This window comes from Erwinia rhapontici (assembly GCF_020683125.1).
Lineage (GTDB): Bacteria > Pseudomonadota > Gammaproteobacteria > Enterobacterales > Enterobacteriaceae > Erwinia > Erwinia rhapontici.
In genome coordinates, this window is the sequence record NZ_CP085627.1 from 266,519 (window position 1) to 288,943 (window position 22,425).

18 protein-coding genes and 1 pseudogene are annotated in these 22,425 nt (G+C 52.2%); 6 read left to right on the forward strand and 13 right to left on the reverse strand.

Annotation, left to right across the window (positions count from 1 at the left end):
• Positions 1-3 precede the first annotated feature (3 nt).
• The 9 genes and pseudogenes from LJN55_RS01130 to LJN55_RS01170 all read right to left on the reverse strand — a co-directional run bounded on the left by LJN55_RS01130 (position 4) and on the right by LJN55_RS01170 (position 11,978).
• Positions 4-384: a hypothetical protein gene (locus tag LJN55_RS01130; protein ID WP_227535530.1), complete on the reverse strand. Its 381-nt coding sequence runs from the start codon at positions 382-384 to the stop codon at positions 4-6.
• A gap of 48 nt (positions 385-432) precedes the next feature.
• Positions 433-2,169 carry an AAA family ATPase gene (locus LJN55_RS01135; protein ID WP_227535531.1) on the reverse strand — a complete coding sequence of 579 codons (1,737 nt, stop codon included), beginning with the start codon at positions 2,167-2,169 and terminating at the stop codon, positions 433-435.
• A 10-nt stretch (positions 2,170-2,179) separates the two neighbouring features.
• Positions 2,180-4,708: an Hsp70 family protein gene (locus LJN55_RS01140; protein ID WP_227535533.1), complete on the reverse strand. Its 2,529-nt coding sequence runs from the start codon at positions 4,706-4,708 to the stop codon at positions 2,180-2,182.
• Between the two features lie 10 nt (positions 4,709-4,718).
• On the reverse strand, positions 4,719-5,705 hold the full coding sequence (locus tag LJN55_RS01145; RefSeq protein WP_227535535.1) for a hypothetical protein: 987 nt from the start codon (positions 5,703-5,705) through the stop codon (positions 4,719-4,721).
• Positions 5,706-5,725: 20 nt separating this feature from the next.
• The gene (locus LJN55_RS01150; protein WP_227535537.1) at positions 5,726-7,225 is read right to left on the reverse strand and encodes a hypothetical protein; all 1,500 of its coding nucleotides are present in this window, start codon (positions 7,223-7,225) and stop codon (positions 5,726-5,728) included.
• 247 nt (positions 7,226-7,472) lie between these two features.
• The gene (gene gorA, locus LJN55_RS01155; protein WP_133844393.1) at positions 7,473-8,825 is read right to left on the reverse strand and encodes a glutathione-disulfide reductase; all 1,353 of its coding nucleotides are present in this window, start codon (positions 8,823-8,825) and stop codon (positions 7,473-7,475) included.
• A gap of 401 nt (positions 8,826-9,226) precedes the next feature.
• Positions 9,227-10,150, reverse strand: coding sequence for an IS5-like element IS903B family transposase (locus tag LJN55_RS01160; RefSeq protein ID WP_001118618.1), 924 nt, complete (start codon positions 10,148-10,150; stop codon positions 9,227-9,229).
• Positions 10,151-10,227: 77 nt separating this feature from the next.
• Positions 10,228-10,338, reverse strand: a pseudogene (locus LJN55_RS01165) (TnsA endonuclease N-terminal domain-containing protein); the annotation flags it as partial.
• Between the two features lie 455 nt (positions 10,339-10,793).
• A complete protein-coding gene (locus tag LJN55_RS01170) occupies positions 10,794-11,978 on the reverse strand; it encodes a BaiN/RdsA family NAD(P)/FAD-dependent oxidoreductase (protein WP_133844348.1) in 1,185 nt (394 codons plus the stop codon).
• Positions 11,979-12,220: 242 nt separating this feature from the next.
• Here LJN55_RS01170 and pitA point away from each other — a divergent pair, with 242 nt between their 5' ends.
• Positions 12,221-13,720: an inorganic phosphate transporter PitA gene (pitA, locus tag LJN55_RS01175; protein ID WP_133844350.1), complete on the forward strand. Its 1,500-nt coding sequence runs from the start codon at positions 12,221-12,223 to the stop codon at positions 13,718-13,720.
• An 83-nt stretch (positions 13,721-13,803) separates the two neighbouring features.
• Here pitA and uspB read toward each other — a convergent pair whose 3' ends face one another.
• Entirely contained in the window at positions 13,804-14,139 is a 336-nt protein-coding gene (uspB, locus tag LJN55_RS01180) for a universal stress protein UspB (protein WP_133844352.1), read from the reverse strand.
• A 312-nt stretch (positions 14,140-14,451) separates the two neighbouring features.
• Between uspB and uspA the strand changes: the two genes are divergently transcribed.
• Positions 14,452-14,889 carry a universal stress protein UspA gene (gene uspA / locus LJN55_RS01185; protein WP_133844354.1) on the forward strand — a complete coding sequence of 146 codons (438 nt, stop codon included), beginning with the start codon at positions 14,452-14,454 and terminating at the stop codon, positions 14,887-14,889.
• Positions 14,890-14,953: 64 nt separating this feature from the next.
• On the opposite strand, the gene rsmJ is transcribed toward uspA, so the two are convergent.
• On the reverse strand, positions 14,954-15,742 hold the full coding sequence (gene rsmJ, locus LJN55_RS01190; protein WP_212813584.1) for a 16S rRNA (guanine(1516)-N(2))-methyltransferase RsmJ: 789 nt from the start codon (positions 15,740-15,742) through the stop codon (positions 14,954-14,956).
• A gap of 7 nt (positions 15,743-15,749) precedes the next feature.
• Positions 15,750-17,792, reverse strand: coding sequence for an oligopeptidase A (prlC, locus tag LJN55_RS01195; RefSeq protein ID WP_133844358.1), 2,043 nt, complete (start codon positions 17,790-17,792; stop codon positions 15,750-15,752).
• Positions 17,793-18,018: 226 nt separating this feature from the next.
• On the opposite strand from prlC, the gene LJN55_RS01200 reads away from it, so the two are divergent.
• Both LJN55_RS01200 and LJN55_RS01205 read left to right on the forward strand, forming a co-directional pair.
• Positions 18,019-18,843, forward strand: coding sequence for a CPBP family intramembrane glutamic endopeptidase (locus LJN55_RS01200; RefSeq protein ID WP_159337780.1), 825 nt, complete (start codon positions 18,019-18,021; stop codon positions 18,841-18,843).
• 94 nt (positions 18,844-18,937) lie between these two features.
• Complete coding sequence (locus LJN55_RS01205; RefSeq protein WP_133844363.1) at positions 18,938-19,780, forward strand: 23S rRNA (adenine(2030)-N(6))-methyltransferase RlmJ; 843 nt, start codon at positions 18,938-18,940, stop codon at positions 19,778-19,780.
• A 106-nt stretch (positions 19,781-19,886) separates the two neighbouring features.
• Here the strand turns inward: LJN55_RS01205 and rnz are convergent, their stop codons facing one another.
• Positions 19,887-20,801 carry a ribonuclease Z gene (rnz, locus tag LJN55_RS01210; RefSeq protein ID WP_227535539.1) on the reverse strand — a complete coding sequence of 305 codons (915 nt, stop codon included), beginning with the start codon at positions 20,799-20,801 and terminating at the stop codon, positions 19,887-19,889.
• Between the two features lie 222 nt (positions 20,802-21,023).
• Between rnz and LJN55_RS01215 the strand changes: the two genes are divergently transcribed.
• Together LJN55_RS01215 and LJN55_RS01220 are read left to right on the forward strand one after the other, a co-directional pair.
• Entirely contained in the window at positions 21,024-21,878 is an 855-nt protein-coding gene (locus tag LJN55_RS01215; RefSeq protein ID WP_227535540.1) for a YPO3983 family protein, read from the forward strand.
• Positions 21,862-22,341 carry a DUF943 family protein gene (locus LJN55_RS01220; RefSeq protein WP_227535541.1) on the forward strand — a complete coding sequence of 160 codons (480 nt, stop codon included), beginning with the start codon at positions 21,862-21,864 and terminating at the stop codon, positions 22,339-22,341. The genes LJN55_RS01215 and LJN55_RS01220 overlap by 17 nt, the downstream gene beginning before the upstream one ends.
• The last annotated feature ends 84 nt before the right edge of the window (positions 22,342-22,425 follow it).

Below are 22,425 nucleotides of genomic sequence, written 5' to 3' on the forward strand. Positions count from 1 at the left end.
GTTTCACCTTCTTATAAAGTTAAACATTTTTTGCCGCCAGGAGAGTTTAGGTTTTGATTGTGCCGAGGGCGGATTAAGTAAATCGCCGGGCAATCGATATATGCGGTCTTCCTCATCCATGACGCTAGCATTGAGGATGACCGCGATATCAAGCATCTTGCAATAAAGGGCCTGCTCGGGTCTCTTTGCTGAGACTCTTCCCTCATTCAACTCCTGCCAGTGAGTCTCCTCCTGTTTCCAGAGTGCAAAATGATCACCATTGATGGGGTCAAATGAGAGTTCATCATCGTTGTTAACCAACTGAACCCACTCTTTATTGTCAATCGGATGATGTTGGCCATCCCACCAATGTTCTGCCCGAGTGATATGCAGTTCCCATCCCATAGTATGACCTCCCTCTTTGTTGTTCACGTATCACTGGTCTGGCAAGTATCAATCCCCGGCCTGCCGCGACTGGAAGCTCGCATAACGGTTAATCTGATCTTCTGAGACTGAAGGGCGAAAGCCCGCGCGTACGGTGGAAAAATGCCGGTCGGTAATGGGTTCACGTTTTTCCAGCGCCAGCTTGGCGGCTTCGTTAACCATAAAGCTGAGATCGCTGGTGACATAGCCCTCGGTCAGCATCGCCAGGCTATTGATATCCACCGCCTGCGTGGGGCGGTTTTTCAGTAGCAGGGTAAACAGCGCGTACCGGGCGGCAAAATCAGGCAGGCCGATATAGATTAATTTGTCCAACCGCCCGGTGCGTAATATCGCCGGGTCGATCATCTCCGGGCGATTGGTGGCGGCAACAATAAAGATGCCTCTTTCATTGCAGTTGGTCATCTGAGCAAGGAACTCATTCACTTCTGCTGCATAGCCATGATTACCCTGGTCTGATTCCCTGTCAGGCAGTACGGCGTCCACTTCATCAATGAAAATCAGTGTGGGCGCATTGGTTTTGGCCCGACGGAAAAGGTTGCCGATTTTTTCCTGCGTACCGTGAATATAGGTACTGGCAAGGTCGGAAGGTTTGATCTCCAGGTAGAAGAAGCCCAGCTCTTCAGCGAGTTTTTGCGCGATATAGGTTTTGCCGCAGCCGGGCGGGCCGTAAAACAGCATCCCGTTCAGCGGCTGGATGCCGTAGGTCTGATATAACGCCTTATCGTTTAACGGGGCGATAATATCTTTATCAAGCAGGGACTTTAGCGCATCCATTCCGGCAATCGAGGCAAAGCCCTGCGATGCAGCGATGCCGGACGGCACTCCAGGCGGCGGGCTTAACGCTTCCACCGGCGAGGGGACGGCCAAGGCGGGGAGCGTAAACATCTCATCGCGCAGGCTCAGGATGTCCCGTTTTAGCGCCTCTGCGTTCGGATAGCGCTGGTCAGGTGCCAGATTCAGCGCGCGCTGAACGATAGCCGTCAAATGTGCCGACGCATTTGGCAGGGCTCTCGGTAACCGGGCAGAGCGGGTCAGGGCGATAGTCTGCCTGATGTCGTCGGCCGGCATCTGCTGCCAGTCAATTGGATACTCCCAGGCGTGGTGACCGGTCAGGCAGCGATAAAGCACACAGATAATCGAGAACAGCGGGCTGCCGTGCGTGCTCCGCTCAAGCAGAGCTTCTGGAGCAAGACAGGCGAGGTCGATGGACGTTGCCGAGGCGGCATCGGTGCTTTTCAGATGTTCACTGACCCGGACCGGTAGCCAGAGCGCGCGCCTTAAATCGGCCGCATAGTCGATAAAAATATGGTTCGGTGTGACCGTAAAGGCGCCCGTTTCAGGCCGCTGGTCACCTGTTGATATCAGGGCGTCCAGCAGGTCCAGCGTCAGCTGATAGCTTTCATAAGACGCTAATTTTATCTCGCGGGAAAGCAGGGTGGATAAGCGCTCTCCCGAGACAAAATCCATCGTGAAGTAATGTATACCGCAGCGGGTCACACTCTGTTGCAGGGGGTAGCATTGAATGATGTTGTCCCCTTTGAGTGCACTTGCCCAGCGCAGTGACGCCGCCAGCGCAGGCAGATCGACCTCTTCTGCCCGCTCGGCGGAGATTAGTTTCAGAAACTTCACCTTTTGCTGTCGATCTTCCACACGGTACAGCTCGCAGAAATCGCTGGCACCCAGATAGGCCAGCACCTGAAACTGACCGTCAATTAACGTATTTTTGCGGAATGTACCCTGTTTCATTCAATGGCACCTAAGTACGCAGCAGGTTGGTATTAATTTTATTACCCAGATCGGCATAGCTGCTGTTCTGCATCAGCTGCAGTACCGCCTGTACCGCCGGGCGCAAACGATCAATATCCGGGTTCATCTCTAACAGCTGTTTCAACTGCTGTACACCCTGGCGGGCTGTTGCTTTATCCAGCCATGAGATCCTGTCAAAGTCCTCATCCAGGTAGTAGATAAAGCCCACCCAGAAGCGGATATCTTTCATTTTTAGCTGGAAGGCCGTGTCCTCGATTGCCTTTGTCAGCTTTTTGGCAGAGTTAACATCCTGGCCGTTGATGATGGTGCGGGCATCCTGCTGATGGCGGGCAATCTGCTCACTTTCTTCGCGTGACCCGGTCTGCTGTTGCAGTTCAAGCAATTCCTCTAGTGCCTCTTCCAGCCCTGCCTGCGCCTGCGGCCAGGCGTCCTGTTTGTTAAACTTGTCCAGGGTTAAAAAGGCGGTTTTGACCTGCTGCTGCACCTGTTCTTTGGTGTCGCGCTCCTGGCCACGGTGTTCCAGCTGCTGCTGCGCTTTTTCAAGAATGGTGAGCTGCGCTTCGGCATCGGCAATGCCTTCACTGGCCAGCGTGCGCGCTGACTGGCTGGCTTCCCGCAGCTGCTTGTGCAGATCCTCGCTGTCAATTTCCGGCTCAATACGGGATTCGATGGTGAAGTCGAAGCTTTCATCAAACGCAGGAATATAGACCGACACCAGGGTGCGGCGTGAGGCGTCAATGTGCAGCGTCAGTTGCACCTCGCTGCCCTCCGGTAACAGCGACGGGAAGTCGTCACCGGTTATGATCACTTTGCTGTGGAAGTTATTGAGGATGGCGCGGCTGACTTCCTTCTCAAACCCGCTGGATACCTCAAAAATCGGCAGTACAATCCGATCCTGGCGATTGCCGGGGCGGATGTTCTTCATGGTTTTTAATTTAGCGGTGCCCTTCGCTGGCAGGGAGGTGTTTTTCTCCAGCCCACTGATAGGGATCACGCCTTCTGAGGCGCTGTCAGTGTCATACAGCTCCAGGCCAATCGCATAAGGCAGGGTCGCGCTGGCGATTTTCAGCCCATTGATAATGGTAATGGAAGAGGGTTCGCAGGGGATGGGCGTGCCATCTGGCGCGCTGAGTTTTAGGGTAAATTGATTGGCCTTGCCTTCATTCAGCAACAGTTCGAGCAGTTCAGCATCGTCTTCAATCATCACTTTGCCTGATGACCAGGCGCTGTCACCACGAATGATCTCCAGCGCAAAGGTCTGTGGCAGGCTGGCGCTCGACTGGCTGCGATCAATACGGATGCCCAGATTAACGTACGGCTCCACGGTAGTGTCGCTGTATTTCAGGCTTAATTGTGCTTTGGTGCTATCGCGTTTCTGTAACACCAGCGGAATATCGCGGGTGGCGGCAAACAGGGCTGCGCCTTTTGCTACGGCGGTCATCGGGTCAATACTGCTGTCGATATTACCGCCGATTTGTTCTGCCAGCATACGACGCAGGGTCTGTGAGAAGGTCGGGCCGCCCACCAGAATCACGCTTTGCAGATCGCGCCCGGATAAGCCTTTGCGTACCAGCACGTTTTTAACAATGTCGATGGCTTTCTGAAAAATGGGTGCACAGGCGGATTCATACTGTGCCAGGGAGATAGTGATATCGGCCTGAATTTCTTCCCCGTCATCATCCTCCCCTATATCTTCAACAAAATACTCCCAACGTTCCTTTGAGGATAGGGTGATTTTGGCATCTTCGGCGTAGTTTTTGACGGCGGCTTGCAGCAACGTGACGTATTCCGGATTTGCGAGGAAATCGTCCAGTGCACACTGTTCTTTAAGTTGGGGAATAATCAGCTGGTCGATCAGGGCATTATCCAGGTCTTTCCCACCCAGGTGATTGTCCCCTTCGGTATCCACCACCTTCATAATGCCTTCTTCAACATGCATCAGCGCCGCATCGAAGGTGCCACCGCCGAAGTCAAACACCAGCCAGTAACCGCTGGCCTGCGCGGTTTTAATCCCGTAGGCAATCGATGCGGCAATTGGTTCTTGCAGCAGTTCACAGTAGCCAAAGCCCGCCAGTTCCGCCGCACGCTGAGTGGCATCCAGCTGACTCTGCTTAAACATTGCCGGTACGGTAATCACTGCCGCATTAATCACCTCGTCGCTGATGTAGCTTTTGAGTTTTTGTAATATTTCAGCGGAGAGATCTTCCGAGCTGTAAGCGTGCTCCATATTCGTGGAGCGATACTGATGATCGGTGCCCATGGTTCTTTTAAATTCCTGGTAACCATTAGGTGCCACTGTTTTTCGATTTTTTAGTGCGGATACCGCTTCGTTTTGAATGATATTTTTCGCTTTGCCACCCATGTAAACGGATTTTTTCTTATTATAGGCAACACAGGATGGCGTAGTGTCCATCTGGGTTTCATCGGATTTAATAATCACCGAATCGCCGGAATCCATGCGGGCAATCGCCGAGTTGGTGGTGCCCAGATCAATACCATAATCGATTTTCTGACGCATAAAATTTCCTTTATCCCACGCTGACTTCGACGTCGGCGATGCGGTTAATTAAGCCGTTGTGATTAATCTGTGGTGCCACCACCTTGGTGATCACACTCTTTCCGGGTTCCAGATCGTCTGAGGGAATGACTCTGGCATTGATGGTCATGCCTTCATCGAAATCCATCCCGGTATAATCAATAATCTCATAGCCCTGCTCATTAAGCTGATTTTCCAGCCGCTCAAGTGATTTCTTCAATGGGGTTAACCCCTTGGTTTCCGTTGGCAGCGAGGCCAGGCGCTTACGCATACGGAAAATTTCATCCGCTACTTTCAGCGGCAGCGTATGGTCAGGTTGTTCTACGGCGGCAGCCTTGCTGCTCTCCGCACCGGCCAGTAACGTCATCCGGCTCACTACTTCCGTCAGGCTGTCGGCCAACTGGTGGTCGGCTTTAACCATCTGTTGCTCGGCCAGACCAACGCGCTCAAGCGCCTGTTGCAGCCCGGCTGACGCCCCGTTCTGTACCGATTTCACTCTTCTAAGCAGCAGTAGATAGCCGCTGAGTGCTATCAGAATAAATGCGCCTAACACCAGTGTCAGGGTGAGGTTGCGCTGGCTGACTTCGCGGGCTAACAGCTGATGGCGGTTTTCCAGCGCGTCCAGCGTTGAGGTGGTATCACGGTTTGACTGCTGCTGTGCAGTGGCGACATTCTCCAGTTTTTTATCGATGTCGCTCAACGTGCGGTTTTGCTGCTGCGCGCTGGCGTCCTGCTGTTGTGCACGGCTTTCCAGCGTGGCATCCAGCTGCTTCACGCGCTGATTATTCTCCTGCTGCTGCCGCTTAAGCTGCGTATTCAGGCGATTGATTTCTGCACGTGAAGTACGAACCTGCTTTTTAAGCTGATTTAACTGGGACTGTTGCTGTGCCAGCGCCTCTTCAGGCAGGGTATTGTCCACTGCCTGTGCCACTGAAGCTGCACTGAGTAATGTGGCGATAAGAATATATTTTATTCTCATTATAATATCGTGGCCTTGTATTATGAAAATATGGCGAAAAGAATAAATAAAAGAATACTCCAGCCGATCAGACTGCGAATTTTGTCTTTTTTCTTATTTTCCTGCGCCGTTTTTACCGCTGTGTTAATTTCATTTAGCTGCTGATAAACATTGTTGACCGACTCCAGGTTTGTATTCAGGCGGTTCCTGGTGTGTTCATCCACCTTAAATTTACGCAACATTTGGGTTAAGGTGATGGTCTGGGACGTTAAATCAATAAGCTTATTTAACCGGGAAATATCACCATTAGCTGCTTTTTCGAACAGTGCCAGTTCCTGGTTAAACTGATCGACCAAATAATTAAGTACGTTATTGGCACAAATCGATGAAATCATCTGATGTGAACTGTTTTCAGTATCACATTTATCCAGTTCGCTGTTCAGCACATTGATGATGATTTTTGCATGTGCGAGCGATTTAATCGGCGTCTCTGAATACTGTATGGTGCTGGCAAACTGTTTATGTGCTTGCTTATCCGCCTGGATTTCGGCCAGCAACTGTTCGTTTTCAGCGATCCTGTCTGCGGTTTCATCCCATGATGGTAGCAGTAAAGCTTTATTGTTCAGCTCAATTGCCAGTTCCGTATCATCCAGCTCATTGTTAGCGTAGATCGAACAGTCCAGAACCTCGCAGGCGTAGTCATTGAGGACGCTTTTAACGCGATAGTTAGTACGATAAGGAAACAGAGCATCAACGCTGCCTTGATAGTGCAGTAACGCATTGCATTCGGCTATGTCGTCACTCTCTTTGTCTTGACGCTGCTTGCGGCTCCAGGCAATCGCTTCTTCAAGGATTTTGATATGTGGAGCCGTCATGCGGTTCAGCAGATATTGCTTTGTATCCTCCGGGAAGGTTGCAAACAAGGACTGAAGGTCGGAAGTGTTTTCTTTTTTTCTAGTGGCGGATTCAGCATGAATAAATTCAAGGATAATATCGGCTAACTTTCGACCAATGGTGTTCTTGTCGATATTAACAACGGTGCTCTGGAATATTTTATCAGCCAGCTCATCCAGTTTATGTGTGACCACGCTTCCCAGAATTTGTAACGCGCCATGCACATTTTTTTCAAATTCATTGCTCTGGTAGCATTGTAAAAAAAGAATAGTTGAATAATTAATCAGCCATGAAAAATGCGGCACATCGCTTTTCAGTATCTGCTTTCTCCAGATTTCACAGGCTTTTTCAAAACTGTGATTTTCCAGACACTCCAAGGCTAATTCATCAACGCTGTCATCTTTGATAAACCAGAAAAAGGCATGAAGTAATTTACGCTCGTCGTTATCGAGCTGTTTAGCCGCGTCATCGACCGTTTCAACGGTTCTGGTTAACGGAAACAGGCCGGGAAAATCCAGAGGATATTGGTTGGATTTACCAAATTCAATGCGCGTTTTTAAATCATCAACACGTTTAGTTAATTCTCTGCGTGTTGCGGTGGCTTGCAATCCTAACGTCCGCCAGGGATTGGTAATAACTGGACCCACTTGAGACTCCATCCTAAAACAAGAGTAATCTTAAAGACATCTTATCTTTTCAGGAATTTTTTTTCCAGAAATGCGTTCAGTAATAGCGCAAAATCAGACGGTTGAGCAGGTGGGGGCCGTTCTGTTAGGTCCAGTGTAAAATAGATATTAACAAACGTGGCTGTTGATTTCGGCAGGCGAAAGCAGAAAAAAAAGCCTCCACTGGAGGCTTCTGGTCTGAGTAGAGCGTGAATGTTGCACTGCGCCGTTAACGCATCGTCACAAACTCTTCCGAACCCGTTGGGTGGATCGCCACGGTATTGTCGAAGTCTTTCTTGGTCGCGCCCATTTTCAGTGCGACGGCAAAGCCCTGCAACATCTCGTCCATACCGTAACCGATGCCATGAATACCGACGATTTTCTCATCGGCGCCCACGCACACCAGCTTCATGCGGCACGGCTGGCGGTGCTGGGTCACAGCGGTGTACATGGCGGTGAATGATGATTTGTACACTTTCACCTGGTCATCACCAAACTTCTCGCGTGCTTCCGGCTCGCTCAGGCCGACTGTGCCGATTGGCGGGTGGCTGAACACCACGGTTGGCACATTGCTGTAGTCCAGATGCTCGTCCGGCTTGTTGTTAAACAGGCGCTCGGACAGGCGACGACCTGCGGCAACCGCGACCGGCGTCAGCTCAACCGCACCGGTGTTATCACCGACGGCGAAGATGCCCTTGACGTTGGTGTTCTGGTACTTATCAACGCTGATGTAACCTTTTTCATTCAGCTTCACGCCGGTCACTTCAAGGTTCAGGTTGTCGGTCATTGGCTCACGACCAATCGCCCACACCAGGCAGTCAACGGTCTGCTCTTTGCCGTTTTCCAGCTGTAAGGTCAGGCTACCGTCGGCGTTTTTCACTACCGCTTTAGGAACCGACTCGGTGTGCAGCGTCGGGCCTTCGGTGTTCATCACTTCCACCAGCGTGTCGACGATCAGCGGATCGAAGCTACGCAGCGGCGCATGTTTACGCACATACAGATGGGTTTCAGAACCCAGCGCGTTCAGCACACCAGCAATTTCGACGGCGATATAGCCTGCACCGACAACTGCAGTGCGTTTCGGCAGGGCCTGAAGCTCAAAGAATCCATCGGAGTTAATGCCGTATTCTGCGCCCGGGATGGTTGGCTGGCTTGGGCGGCCGCCGGTGGCGATCAGAATATGATCAGCAGTGATCTTCTCGCCGTTGACTTCCACTGTATGCGCATCAACGAAACGGGCATAACCTTTGATCACGTCAACGTTATTCTTGCCCAGCACGTTGTCGTAAGAGGTGTGAATACGGTCGATATAAGCGCTGCGATTTTTCAGCAGAACGTCCCAGTTGAACTGGTTAACGGTGGTATCGAAGCCGTAGTCTGGGCCGTAGTTATGGATAGCTTCGGCGATTTGTGCCGCATGCCACATCACTTTCTTTGGTACGCAGCCAACGTTCACGCAGGTGCCGCCGAGATCTTTCGCTTCGATTATCGCGCATTTCTGGCCATACATGGCCGCACGGTTGATGGAGGCGATACCGCCGCTGCCGCCGCCGATGGCAAGGTAGTCATAATGTCTGGTCATCGAGTCTTCCGGTTAAGTGAGAGTCTGTCCCACCAGGCTATTTTATTTGCCATTTTGAACCCGGGCAGTGCTCAGAATCCTCACGTACTCCGTGTACGCTCCGGTTCCTCCGCGCTGTCCGTGTCCAAACTGGCTGCAACAATGAGGCCTGGTGGGGCAGACTCTGAGTGAGTTAAATCAGCTGGCGTAGAGTGTAACGCCACAAGGGGAAAACCCCCAAAGATTGCGTCTATGATTGTGATAGGGAAGGCACAGAGCAAGCCCTGTGCCTGGGATGGCTTGGGGTAGCGCTGACTACATCAGCAGGTAGCTATTTTACGGGTGTTTTCTTTTTAATATTCATACGGCTTTGTTGAATAAATCAGATTTCGGGTAAGTCTCCCCCGTAGCGGGTTGTGTTTTCAGGCAATACGCACGCTTTCAGGTATACCTGCTTTCGTCATTTTGTTCAGCGCTCGTACCAGGGCCATAGCCTCCGCAACCTGACCATCGTAGTCACGCAGCGTCAGTGAACCCCCGAACAGCTGTTTTACCCGGTACATCGCCGTTTCCGCTATCGAGCGACGGTTGTAATCTGTTGTCCATTTCCACCGCGCATTACTCCCGGTCATTCGCTGATTAGCCACTGCACGGTTACGGTCTGCATATTCACCGGGCCAGTAACCCGCACCTTTTCGGGGAGGGATAAGCGCGCTGATTTTCTTACGCCGCAGTTCATCGTGACATAGCCGGGTATCGTAAGCGCCATCGGCGGCGGCTGACCTGATTTTCCGGTGGGTTTGCCGGATTAACCCGGGGAAGGCCTCTGAGTCCGTAACGTTGTTCAGCGACAGGTCAGCGCAGATGATTTCATGTGTTTTACTGTCAACGGCGAGATGCAGCTTACGCCAGATACGGCGGCGTTCCTGGCCATGCTTTTTGACTTTCCACTCGCCTTCACCGAAGACCTTCAGCCCGGTGGAATCAATTACCAGGTGTGCGATTTCACCCCGGGTGGGCGTTTTGAAACTGACATTAACCGACTTTGCCCGCCTGCTGACACAGCTGTAATCCGGGCAGCGTAGCGGAACGTTCATCAGAGAAAAAATGGAATCAATAAAGCCCTGCGCAGCCCGCAGGGTCAGCCTGAATACGCGTTTAATGACCAGCACAGTAGTGATGGCAAGGTCAGAATAGCGCTGAGGTCTGCCTCGTGAAGAAGGTGTTGCTGACTCATACCAGGCCTGAATAGCTTCATCATCCAGCCAGAAAGTTATGGAGCCACGGTTGATGAGGGCTTTATTGTAGGTGGGCCAGTTGGTGATTTTGAACTTTTGCTTTGCCACGGAACGGTCTGCGTTGTCGGGAAGATACGTGATCTGATCCTTCAACTCAGCAAAAGTTCGATTTATTCAACAAAGCCGTCCTGAGCTCTAAGCCAGGGCTGATAACTTTGGCCATAGCCCACTCCTATGCCGTCACCTAGCGCATTTTCATAATCCAAATAGGATTTGAGACGCCAACCCCTACCCATGATCGTACCCAAAAAACGACATTGATACGTACCTATATGTGCATTTTATAGTCTACAACCCTATAACCACACATTCAGTAATGTATACAACATTAGCGTCGTTTTTTGAGAATGGTTACAACTTTAGTGCTTTGTGTACAACTTTATTGTCCTCGGACAGTCGACTTCATTATACCATTTAAAAATATGTCTTTAATATCAAACAGATATGCAAATCACTTTGTGTCGACTTTATTTGTCCATTCAGTTGGTCCGGAATAACATAACGCATTGAATATAATTCATTTTTTATCACTAATAACTAAATTGAAACATTATCTAAGAAAATGACTAAAAAACCCATATGATAAGCTATTGTTTTGTAATGAAAAAATAAAATTATGTACAGAATGGTGAATTTACAGTTTGTGTCGACTAATTGTTTATTGTGTCGACTTTATTATTCCATTCCAACTTCACAGCGCCTGCGCACATGCCCAGGCGGAACTCCACGCCCACTGGAAGTTATAGCCTCCCAGCCAGCCGGTCACATCCACCACTTCACCGATAAAATAGAGCCCCGGTACATCACGCGCTTCCATCGTTTTCGATGACAGCTGAGTGGTATCGACGCCGCCCAGCGTGACTTCGGCGGTGCGGTAGCCTTCGGTGCCGTTAGGCTGCACGCGCCACTGGTGCAGCGCAGTCGCCAGATCGGCCTGCTGACGGCTGTTCAGCTGCTTCAGCGTGCACTCCGGTACGGTCCCCAGCAGTTGCAGGCACTCAACCAGACGTTTCGGCAGCAGTTTTGCCAGGGTGTTTTTCAGGCTCTGATTAGGATGACTGTTACGCTCATCATTAATAAACGCGTCAATATCCTGGCCTGGGGAAAGGTTAACGGTGACAAATTCACCCGGTAGCCAGTAGCTGGAGAGTTGCAGGACCGCCGGGCCAGACAGGCCACGATGGGTAAACAGCAGCGCTTCTTTAAATACCGTACCGTCTTCGGCGGTGAGTACCGATGGCACCGAGACGCCGGATAGTGTCTGAAGCTGTTCCAGCAGCGGTTTATGCAGGGTAAACGGCACCAGCCCGGCGCGGGTGGGAAACACCTTCAGGCCAAACTGTTCAGCCATTTTATAGCCGAACGGCGACGCACCCAGCCCCGGCATCGATAATCCACCGCTGGCGATCACCAGTTTCTCTGCCTGTACCTCTGTGCCGTTCAGTTGCAGCGTGTAGCCGCTGTCGTCACGCGTGACGGACACCACCTCACTGCGCAAGCGTAATGTGACCTGCCCGTTCTCACACTCTTTCAGCAGCAGGTCAACCACCTGCTGGGCAGAGTCGTCACAGAACAACTGCCCCAGGGTTTTCTCATGCCAGGCAATACCGTGACGGTTAATAAGATCGATAAAATCCCACTGGGTATAACGCGCCAGCGCAGATTTACAAAAATGCGGGTTATGCGACAGGTAAGCCGCAGGTTCGGTGTAAAGGTTGGTGAAATTACAGCGTCCGCCGCCCGACATCAGGATTTTACGCCCGGCTTTTTTGCCATTATCAATCAGCAGCACCCGCAGCCCTTTTTGCCCCGCCTGGGCTGCACAAAACAGACCCGCTGCGCCTGCGCCTACTACGATAACGTCAAACTTTTCCACCACACACTCCGCGCCGACTCTCAAAAACGCTGATTGTAGTGAGTTGGGGGCGGGGATACCAGCTTCAGGCCCCAATCGGGGTTGAAACATTTTGTAACTTTATGATTTTTTAGTCTTTTCACCCGTAACTGTCATCACATTGACACGTTACTGTCAAAAAAAGTCTATATTTCCCTTTCCCCGGGTGCGGTTTGTCGCTGATAATGCGCCGCGTTCATGTCCTCCAAAATGGCGTAACGCTTATGCTACATCTGTTTGCTGGTCTTGATTTTCATACCGGCCTGTTACTGGTACTCGCTCTGTTGTTTGTCTTGATCTACGAAGCAATCAATGGCTTCCATGACACGGCCAATGCAGTCGCTACCGTGATCTATACCCGTGCAATGCGCTCGCAGTTAGCGGTTGTCATGGCAGGGGTGTTCAACTTCTTTGGTGTACTGTTGGGCGGCTTAAGCGTGGCTTACGCTATCGTCCATCTGCTACCCACCGATCTGCTATTGAATGTGGGATCGGCTCACGGGCTGGCCATGGTCTTTTCCATGTTGCTTGCCGCTATTATATGGAATCTCGGCACCTGGTACTTCGGGTTACCGGCTTCCAGCTCTCATACTCTGATTGGTGCCATCATTGGTATCGGCCTGACCAACGCGTTGCTGACTGGCACCTCGGTGGTGGATGCGCTGAACATTCCCAAAATGATCGGTATCTTTATGTCGTTGATTATTTCACCGATTGTCGGCTTAGTGATTGCCGGTGGATTGGTGTTTATCCTGCGCCGCTTCTGGAGTGGGAATAAAAAACGTCAGCGGATTCATATGACTCCAGCCGAGCGTGAAAAGATCGATGGCAAGAAAAAGCCACCGTTCTGGACCCGTATCGCGTTGATTGTCTCGGCGATTGGCGTCAGCTATTCGCACGGCGCAAACGACGGCCAGAAAGGTATCGGCCTGATTATGCTGGTACTGATTGGCGTTGCACCGGCAGGCTTTGTGGTCAATATGAACTCCAGCGGTTATGACATCACTCGCACCCGCGATGCGGTCAACCATCTGGAACAGTATTACCAGCAGCATGCCACCTCGCTGAAGCATATCATCGAGATGTCACCGCCTGCGTTGCCAACGCCGGAAGAGGTGCCAACAGGTCCTCATGAGTTCCATTGTGATGCGGCGCGTGCTTTGCCTGCCATCCAGCGTGCTCAGGGTCTGCTGAACAACCTCTCCAGCTATGATGCGTTAAGCGTGGAACAGCGCGGCCAGCTGCGTCGCCTGCTGATGTGTATCTCAGACACCGCAGAGAAAGCCGCCAAGCTGCCGGAAACCAAGCCTGACGACAAACGCTTCCTCAACAAGCTGAAGGGCGACCTGCTCAACACCATTGAGTATGCTCCGGTGTGGATTATCCTGGCCGTCGCGTTGGCACTGTCACTGGGTACCATGGTTGGCTGGCGTCGTGTTGCCACCACTATCGGTGAGAAAATCGGTAAAAAAGGCATGACTTACGCACAGGGGATGTCTGCTCAGATGACGGCAGCCGTCTCAATCGGTGTGGCAAGTTATACCGGGATGCCGGTTTCAACCACCCACGTCCTCTCCTCTTCCGTTGCCGGTACGATGCTGGTTGACGGCGGCGGCGTGCAGGGGCGCACCATTAAGAACATCCTGCTGGCGTGGGTCTTCACCCTGCCGGTCTCGATTGTCCTTTCCGGTAGCCTGTACTGGCTGGCACTGAAGCTGATTTGATGTGCAGCGGGTGGACCGAAAAAGGTCCGCCCGAAGAATGCGCGATTCATCCAGAAGGCGCCCCCTTATCAGGGGCGCCTTTTTTAATGCCAGATGGCCAGCCCAATAAGACTGATAAACACCAACCCACAGAGTGAACTGGTTAATAAAAACTGCCCACGAACGCGCTCGCAGCGTCGGATAAATTCATCATCGTGATGATCAAGATAACGCTGTGCCCAGATATACCCGATCAGCCGCACCTGTTTACTCGGCTGCCCATGAGACGTAAAGAATCCAGCGCCATCTACATACTGATACAGCAACGGATCGCATCCACGCAGCACCACTAACAGCGCCCGCAGTGAAGAGAAATAGCGCGCCATATTCACCAAACAAACGACACAAAGAGCCCAGAAAAGCGCAATGGTGCTGATCATGATCCCCTCCCGGCCACTCATCACGGAAATGCATAACCCGGGCAAAGCCGGATACGCCCCACGATGGTTTCGCCAACCTTATTATTAAGATGATTGCTGCATGCCGATTGACGCCACATAACGCTTTTGCTGCCGTCAATTATCAGTGTAGGAGATATGTTTAAATTTTTTCCAGCGATGTTTACTGCGTCCACCAGCAAAGGGACAAAAATTCATGTTGATCGCCCTCGCAAACGCCGCCGCATGCCACAACACCCGGTAACATTTTTCGCTATACTCACTCTCAACACTTACGTGAAAAGGAGTATTCAAATGGCCTATAAACATATTCTGATTGCCGTCGATCTCTCGCCGGAAAGTAAACTGCTGGTCGACAAAGCCGTTTCGATGGCACGACCTTACGATGCGAAGGTGTCCCTGATCCACGTTGATGTGAACTATTCAGACCTCTACACCGGCCTGATTGACGTCAACCTTGGGGATATGCAAAAACGTATTTCTGAAGAGACGCACACTGCACTGACGGATTTGTCCAACAGCGCGGGCTATCCGATTGCGGAAACGTTAAGCGGTAGCGGTGACCTCGGCCAGGTGCTGGTCGATGCCATTAAGCAGTATCAGGTGGACTTAGTGGTTTGCGGGCACCACCAGGATTTCTGGAGCAAGCTGATGTCTTCCGCACGCCAGCTGATCAACACCGTGCATATCGATATGCTGATCGTACCGCTGCGCGACGAAGACGAAGATTAATGTGCCGGGCGGGCTGACCGAAAAAGAAGGTCAGCCGCTACGCCAAAAAAGAAGATCAGCCCCATTATGTCAGGGACGCCCCTTCTTCCCGGTCGTCCCGTGGGGCATTTACGGGTGAATAAATATCAAAACGGTGGCTCTTGGTGGTGACCGCATTCGGTGTGGCAACATCGGCGATGGGCGGCGCATAATCAGGCCGTTTCACCACAACGCGTTTTTTGGCCAGCTGGCGCGCGGGCAGCAGCAGCCCGTCGGCATCTTCATCCGGGCCCACCAGCGACTGGAAAACACGCATCTCTTTCTTCACCAGCGCGCTTTTTTGCTTATGCGGGTACATCGGATCGAGGTACACCACATCAGGCGGCGGGCTGATATCCGTCAGTGCATTGAGACTGGAAGCATGCAGCAGCGTCAGACGCTCACGCAGCCAGGAACCAATCTCCGTATCGGCATAGCCACGACGTAAACCGTCATCGAGCAGCGCGGCGACGACCGGGTTACGTTCCAGCATCCGCACCCGACAGCCAATCGATGCCAGTACAAAGGCATCCCGTCCCAGCCCGGCGGTCGCATCCACCACATCCGGCAGATAGCCACTTTTGATACCGACGGCTTTCGCCACAGCCTCACCGCGGCCACCGCCGAACTTACGCCGGTGCAGCATCGCCCCGGAGACGAAATCAACAAAGATGCCGCCCAGCTTCGGCTCATCGCGCTTACGCAGCTCCAGATGTTCCGGGGTCAGCACCAGCGCCATCAGCGCGTTTTCATCATGCACCAGCTGCCAGCGGGCAGCTAAAACAGATAAGGCGCCGTTTCCGGCGCCCGTTTCATCTAACAAACAGATGTTCACTAATGACTTACCCTTTGATACCGTAGTGTTTCAGCATCGCATCCAGCTGTGGCTCACGACCACGGAAGCGACGGAACAGCTCCATCGGCTCCTCCGATCCGCCCCGCGTCAGGATATTGTCGAGGAACGACTGCCCGGTTTCCCGGTTAAAAATCCCCTCTTCTTCAAAGCGGGAGTAGGCATCTGCCGCCAGCACATCGGCCCACAGGTAGCTGTAGTAACCTGCGGCATAGCCACCGGCAAAGATATGACTGAACGCATGCGGGAAGCGGCCCCACGATGGGCCAGGCACCACAGCGACCTGCGCTTTGATCTCTTTCAGAATATCAAGAATACGGGCACCTTTCGCCGGATCGAACTCGGCATGCAGGCGGAAATCGAACAGGCCGAACTCCAGCTGACGCAGGATAAACAGCGCTGCCTGATAGTTTTTGGCCGCCAGCATTTTCTCCAGCAGATCCTGAGGTAACGGTTCACCGGTTTCGAAATGACCGGAGATAAACGCCAGCGCTTCCGGCTCCCAGCACCAGTTTTCCATAAACTGGCTTGGCAGTTCGACGGCATCCCACGGCACACCGCTGATGCCGGACACGCCTGGGGTTTCAATGCGTGTCAGCATATGATGCAGGCCGTGACCGAACTCATGGAACAGCGTGGTGACTTCATTGTGGGTAAACAGTGCAGGTTTGCCGCTAACCGGACGATTGAAGTTACAGGTCAGATAGGCCACGGGTTTTTGCAGCGTGCCATCGGCTTTACGCATCTGTCCCACGCAGTCATCCATCCACGCCCCACCGCGTTTATGTTCACGCGCATACAGGTCAAGGTAGAAGCTGCCGCGCAGCTCACCGCTTTCATCGAACAGATCGAAGAAACGCACATCAGGGTGGTAAACATCCACATCGTGGCGTTCGCTGGCGGTGATGCCATAAATGCGTTTCACCACTTCAAACAGACCATCCAGCGCACGTTGGGCCGGGAAGTACGGACGCAGTTGCTCATCACTGATGGTGTACAGATGTTGTTTCTGCTTTTCGCCGTAGTACGTCAGATCCCAGGGCTCCAGATCCTCAACACCGTGCTCTTTCTTCGCGAAGGCACGCAGCTGAGCGACTTCCTGCTCAGCCTGCGGACGGGCGCGTGTTGCCAGCCCGTTCAGGAAATCAATTACCTGTGCCGGGTTTTCGGCCATTTTGGTCGCCAGCGACTTCTCAGCATAGGATGCAAAACCCAGCAGTTGAGCCAGTTCATGGCGCAGTGCCAGCTCTTCCGCCATCACATCGCTGTTGTCCCACTTCCCGGCATTTGGCCCCTGATCAGAGGCGCGAGTGGAGTAAGCACGGTAAATCTCTTCGCGCAGCGCCTGGTTGTCGCAGTAGGTCATGACGGGCAGATAACTTGGAATATCCAGCGTCAGCAACCAGCCGTCCTGCTCTTTGGCTTCCGCCTGTGCTTTCGCTGCGGCCAGGGCACTTTCCGGCATTCCGGAGAGCTCTTTTTCATCGGTAATCAGCTTGCTCCAGCCCATTGTGGCATCGAGCACGTTGTTGCTGTAGGTCGAACCCAGCTCTGACAGACGCGCGGCGATTTCACCGTAACGCTGCTGCTTCTCTTTCGACAGACCAATACCAGACAGCTCGAAATCACGCAGCGCGTTATCGATAGCTTTCTTCTGCGCAATATCCAGAGCCGCGAAGTTGTCGCCCTCTTTCAGGTCACGATAGGCCTGGTACAGACCTTCGTGCTGCCCCATCCAGGTGCTGTATTCTGACAACAGCGGCAGCGCCTGCTCATACGCCTGGCGCAGTTCAGGGCTGTTTTTTACCGAGTTCAGATGGCTGACCGGCGAGAACAGGCGGCTCAGGCGATCGCCCACTTCGGCCAGCGGCTGCTCAAGGTTATCCCAACTGTACGGCGCCCCCTGGGCCACCACGCGTTCTACCGCCGCACGGCAGTCATCCAGCGCCTGGGTCACAGCGGGGACCACATGTTCAGGTTTAATGGCGGAGAAAGGGGGAAGCGTAAAAGAAGAGAGTAACGGATTGGTCATAGCGCAGTCCTTTAATCGTTGTATGGGGCGCGTTTTCACGCACGATTTCTTTAACATGAGGGTAAGTGTAGTGAAAATCAATGGGTCAGCGTGTCGGCAACGGCTTTCCCCCCGTGCTACCCACCCTTTTCACCGCATTTTACGCATTGCCACACTCAGGTGAGCATTGCATACTCCCCCCGCTTTCATACATCGTATTACTCCGTTACAAACAGGGAGTTTATTTATGTGGTATACGCTGGCGGCCTCGTTACTTTTTTTACCCTTTTATCTGCGCAGTTCACTGATATTACTGACGATCGCCCTCGTCCTGGCTGTGCTGGATCAGACGCTGCTGCCGCCCGGCATTATCGCACTGACGGTGATGGGTGTTGTCGCGGTGTACTGCGCGGTTCAGAAACAACCTCACGCTTTCGCGCTACCCGGTGAAATTATCCTGGTTTTCAGCGCAGTGGCGCTGATGCTGCACATGATCCCTGGGGTGAATAATCTCATCATTGTTTCTGGTGAACAGGCCGGGCCACAGAGTGCGCCCTTTACCTTTTACTACAACCTTGATAAAGCGCTTATCCCGTTTCTGTTACTGGCCTGCCTGCCCACGCTGTTGAAGCGCCCGGCAAAGTCCCCGGCTAACGTGCTCTGGTGGCTGGTTCTGCTAATGTCGATGCCTTTGCTATTGCTGTTGGCGACCTTTGCTGGCGGCCTGAAGGTGGAACCCCATCTGCCTTCGTGGCTGGGATCGTTTATGCTGGCCAATCTGTTTTTTGTCTGTCTGGCAGAAGAAGCGCTATTTCGCGGCTATATCCAGCAGCGTTTAAGCCAGCTACTGGGTGACAAACGGGCGCTGCTGATTGCAGCACTGTTGTTTGGTCTGGCCCATTTTTCCGGCGGACTGCTGCTGGTGCTGTTTGCCACGATGGCCGGTGTGATCTACGGCCTTGCCTGGCTGTGGAGCGGACGTTTGTGGGTGGCGACACTGGTGCATTTCTCCTTTAATATGCTGCACCTGCTGCTGTTTACCTATCCGTTCTGGCAGCACATTCCGACCTGAACGCGCTTTTTTAAGCCGTTTTCGCTATAATGACCGCAACCTGTGCCGCCCACTGGCGGCACGCTTGTTTTTACCATCCGGATTATCCCAATACATGCTCAGTTATCGCCACAGCTTCCATGCCGGCAACCATGCCGACGTTCTCAAACACACCGTGCAGAGCCTGATTATCAGCTCGATGAATGAGAAGGAAAAACCCTACCTCTATCTCGATACCCATGCGGGTGCCGGGCGCTACCTGTTAAGCGGTGAGCATGCGGAACGTACCGGAGAGTATCTGGAAGGCATTGCACGTATCTGGCAGCAGGATGATCTGCCGGAAGAGCTGGCGCCTTATATCAGCGTGGTGAAGAACTACAATCCCGGTGGCAAGCTGCGTTACTACCCGGGCTCTCCGCTGATTGCCCGCCATCTGCTGCGTGAGTACGACCAGTTACAGCTGACAGAACTGCACTCCAGCGACTTCCCGATGCTGCGCAGTGAATTCCAGAAGGACGATCGTGCACGTCTCGCCCGCGCCGACGGCTACCAGCAGTTGAAGTCCAAGCTGCCACCGCCGTCACGCCGGGGTCTGATCCTCATCGACCCGCCGTACGAAATGAAAAGCGATTACCAGGCCGTGGTGCAGGGCATTCAGGAAGGGTACAAACGCTTCGGTACGGGCGTGTTTGCCCTGTGGTATCCGGTGGTGCTGCGTCAGCAAATCAAGCGTATGTTCAACGAGCTGCAGGCCACCGGCATTCGCCGTATTCTGCAAATTGAGCTGGGCGTTCGCCCGGACAGTGACCGCTTTGGCATGACCGCCTCCGGGATGATTGTGATTAACCCACCGTGGAAGCTGGAGCAGCAGATGAAAAATGTGCTGCCGTGGCTGGAAAAAGTGCTGGTGCCATCGGGCACCGGTTACTCCAAAGTCAGCTGGATTGTGCCGGAATAACGTTGTGGCCTGCGGGTCGGGCATGCCCGCCCCCGACAAAACCCGCGCGATCCCGTAGGGGCGAGGCATGCCTCGCCCAGGTTTATGAGGCACAACTCGCCCGGGTTTATAATGTAAACACCGCGAAATCGTGCGCCATCTCGGTGTGCGGAAATACCGCCCGACACTCCTCCAGCAGCCGTTCACAGTCAGCCCGCAGATAGCGAGAGCTGAGATGCGTCACAATCAGCCGTTTCGCCCCACTCTCCTGCGCCACTGCTGCTGCCTGCGCCGTGGTGGAATGCCCGCGACTGTTAGCTTTCTCTTCCATCGCCACTTCAAGCGTTGCCTCATGCACCATCAGGTCGACGCCCGCTGCCAGCACCGTGGCTGCCGCTGTCGGAGCGGTATCGCCAAAGATGGCCAGGCTGCGCCCTTTTATCTTCTCGCCGACATAATCCCAGCCATTAATCACTCTGCCATCAGCCAGCGTGACGCTGCGTCCGTGCTTCAGGTCGTAAAAATACGGCCCGGCAGGCACGCCGTCTGCCGCCAGCTTCGCCGCATCCAGCGCGCCGGGTTTATCATGTTCATCAATGCGGTAACCGTAGCACTCAACCGGGTGGGTCATCGGGTATGCCGTGACGAGGAAATGTTCATCACGGCACACTTCACCCGCCGTTATCTCGACAATCTCCAGCGGGAAAGTCAGCCACGAGCCACTGAGGCTGATCGCGGTGTCGACAAAGGTTTTGAGCCCTGCCGGGCCATAAATTGTCATCGGATCGGTGGAGCCGTTCATCGATCGGCTGGTCAGCAGCCCCGGCAGGCCAAAAATATGATCGCCGTGCAGATGGGTGATAAAGATCTTCTCGATCTTGCCCGGTTTGATCGGGGTGCGCAGGATCTGATGCTGCGTCCCTTCACCGCAGTCAAACAGCCAGGTGGCATTACGCACGCCCTGCAAATCCAGCGCGATGCTGGTGACATTACGTTCACGGCTTGGCGTTCCGGCGCCGGTGCCTAAAAACTGCAATTGCATAATCAACCCACTCCTTCCGTTATGATCCGATGACCCACCTCACTTCAACACGCCCAGTTTAACGCAAACTGTACCGAGACTGGTGTCGTCGCAAAATATCCATTTCCGCCAGCGGTGCTGACATCCGCTCCGCCACCGCTTATTATTTCAGCGAAAAAAATCATAACGGAAGATTTAACCCTTAATCATTGATGACGGGTTTAACACAAGGAGCGTTTTCATATGACCGCACTGCAATGGCCCTGCACTCTGTTCAAGACGCAAAAACGGATGGACGACTATAACGCCCCGGATATGCAGTATGGTGATTTAACCCAGGAGCAGTTAAAGAAAAATTTTCTTCTGACAACAGTATCTGAACGGGTCGACCCTTACGCGCTGAAGAAGATTACCGCCTTCAATCGGCCACAGTCGATGTTTGCTGGTTCCCGTCGTGAGACCGATGGCGAGACAATTTCCCGTAGTGAATGCGCCCGTATTATGTTTGATGAATTCCGCTCATTGTCCCATACGTTTTCAATTTACGGCCCTTACAGACACCTGATTGGCAACATGATCACCCATATGCAAAACGCCAACGGTGCAGCATTTACCAGTATGAGTCTGGATGCGGCGCTGAAGGATCATATATACCGAGACAAAACAGAAAATAGTACTCTATTGAGAATAAAAAATGTTATAGAAAAAAACATAAATTGGGATAAAAAAAGTTGTCCGGAACACATAAGAAAGGAACTAAAAGATACCATCATAGATGGAAAACTACCTAAATTTGACCGAACCCAGGATATTTTTAATGGCATGAGCATCACCGTTCATGATACCTGGGCAACGCAGATCACGCTCAAATCTCTGCAGATAGATAACGACCGCTACCATGCGGTGTTGCATTACAAAGTGCAGGACCACTTCGGCCTGGATACTCTGGATATTTCTAAATCTAGATTTAAACAGTTTCATTTTTTCCGCCTCTGGTTTGTACTCCAGCGCTACAATAAATTTGGTTTTAAACCCTTTATGACGAACATGGAAGCCACTGTTGACCTAGTAGGACGCCGCAATGAAATTAAAAAATAAGTTAACAATTTATGCTCTTTTAATTGTTATCTGTGCTCTGTTCAGTTACCTCACTTGGTTGTCTATGCAACCAGTTAAAATTATAACCATTCACGACAGAGGAAATAATTACATTTCTGTATTGGTAAGAAACTTTCCTTTGACTGACCGTGGTAAAATAAACTGGTGGTTGAAAAACAAAAAATTACTGAAGGAAAAATACAACCTCCCTAATTCGGAAAAGGATGAGTCATTTAGCGTTACTTTCTGGCTGTTCGGTGACGGTTACAAAGAGGAGGGGAAGTATGACCGACTCTGCTTTGATGATATGAAAACGAAAGTAAATTGCATCGAAAAGGATGCAGTTTTCTCAGTCGACAACAGCAAAAACATGGGCACTATGTTCAGAACATATGATGGAACTTATCGTGTGCAAAAAAATGGCGAAGTCGTGAAATATGTTGATCACTATGAAGTGTGGTGAATTTATCTGCCAGATTCAATAAAGAACGACATTAAACCATCCGCACAGGACAAGCCTGTGCGTTGATCAGAATCATCGTTAACG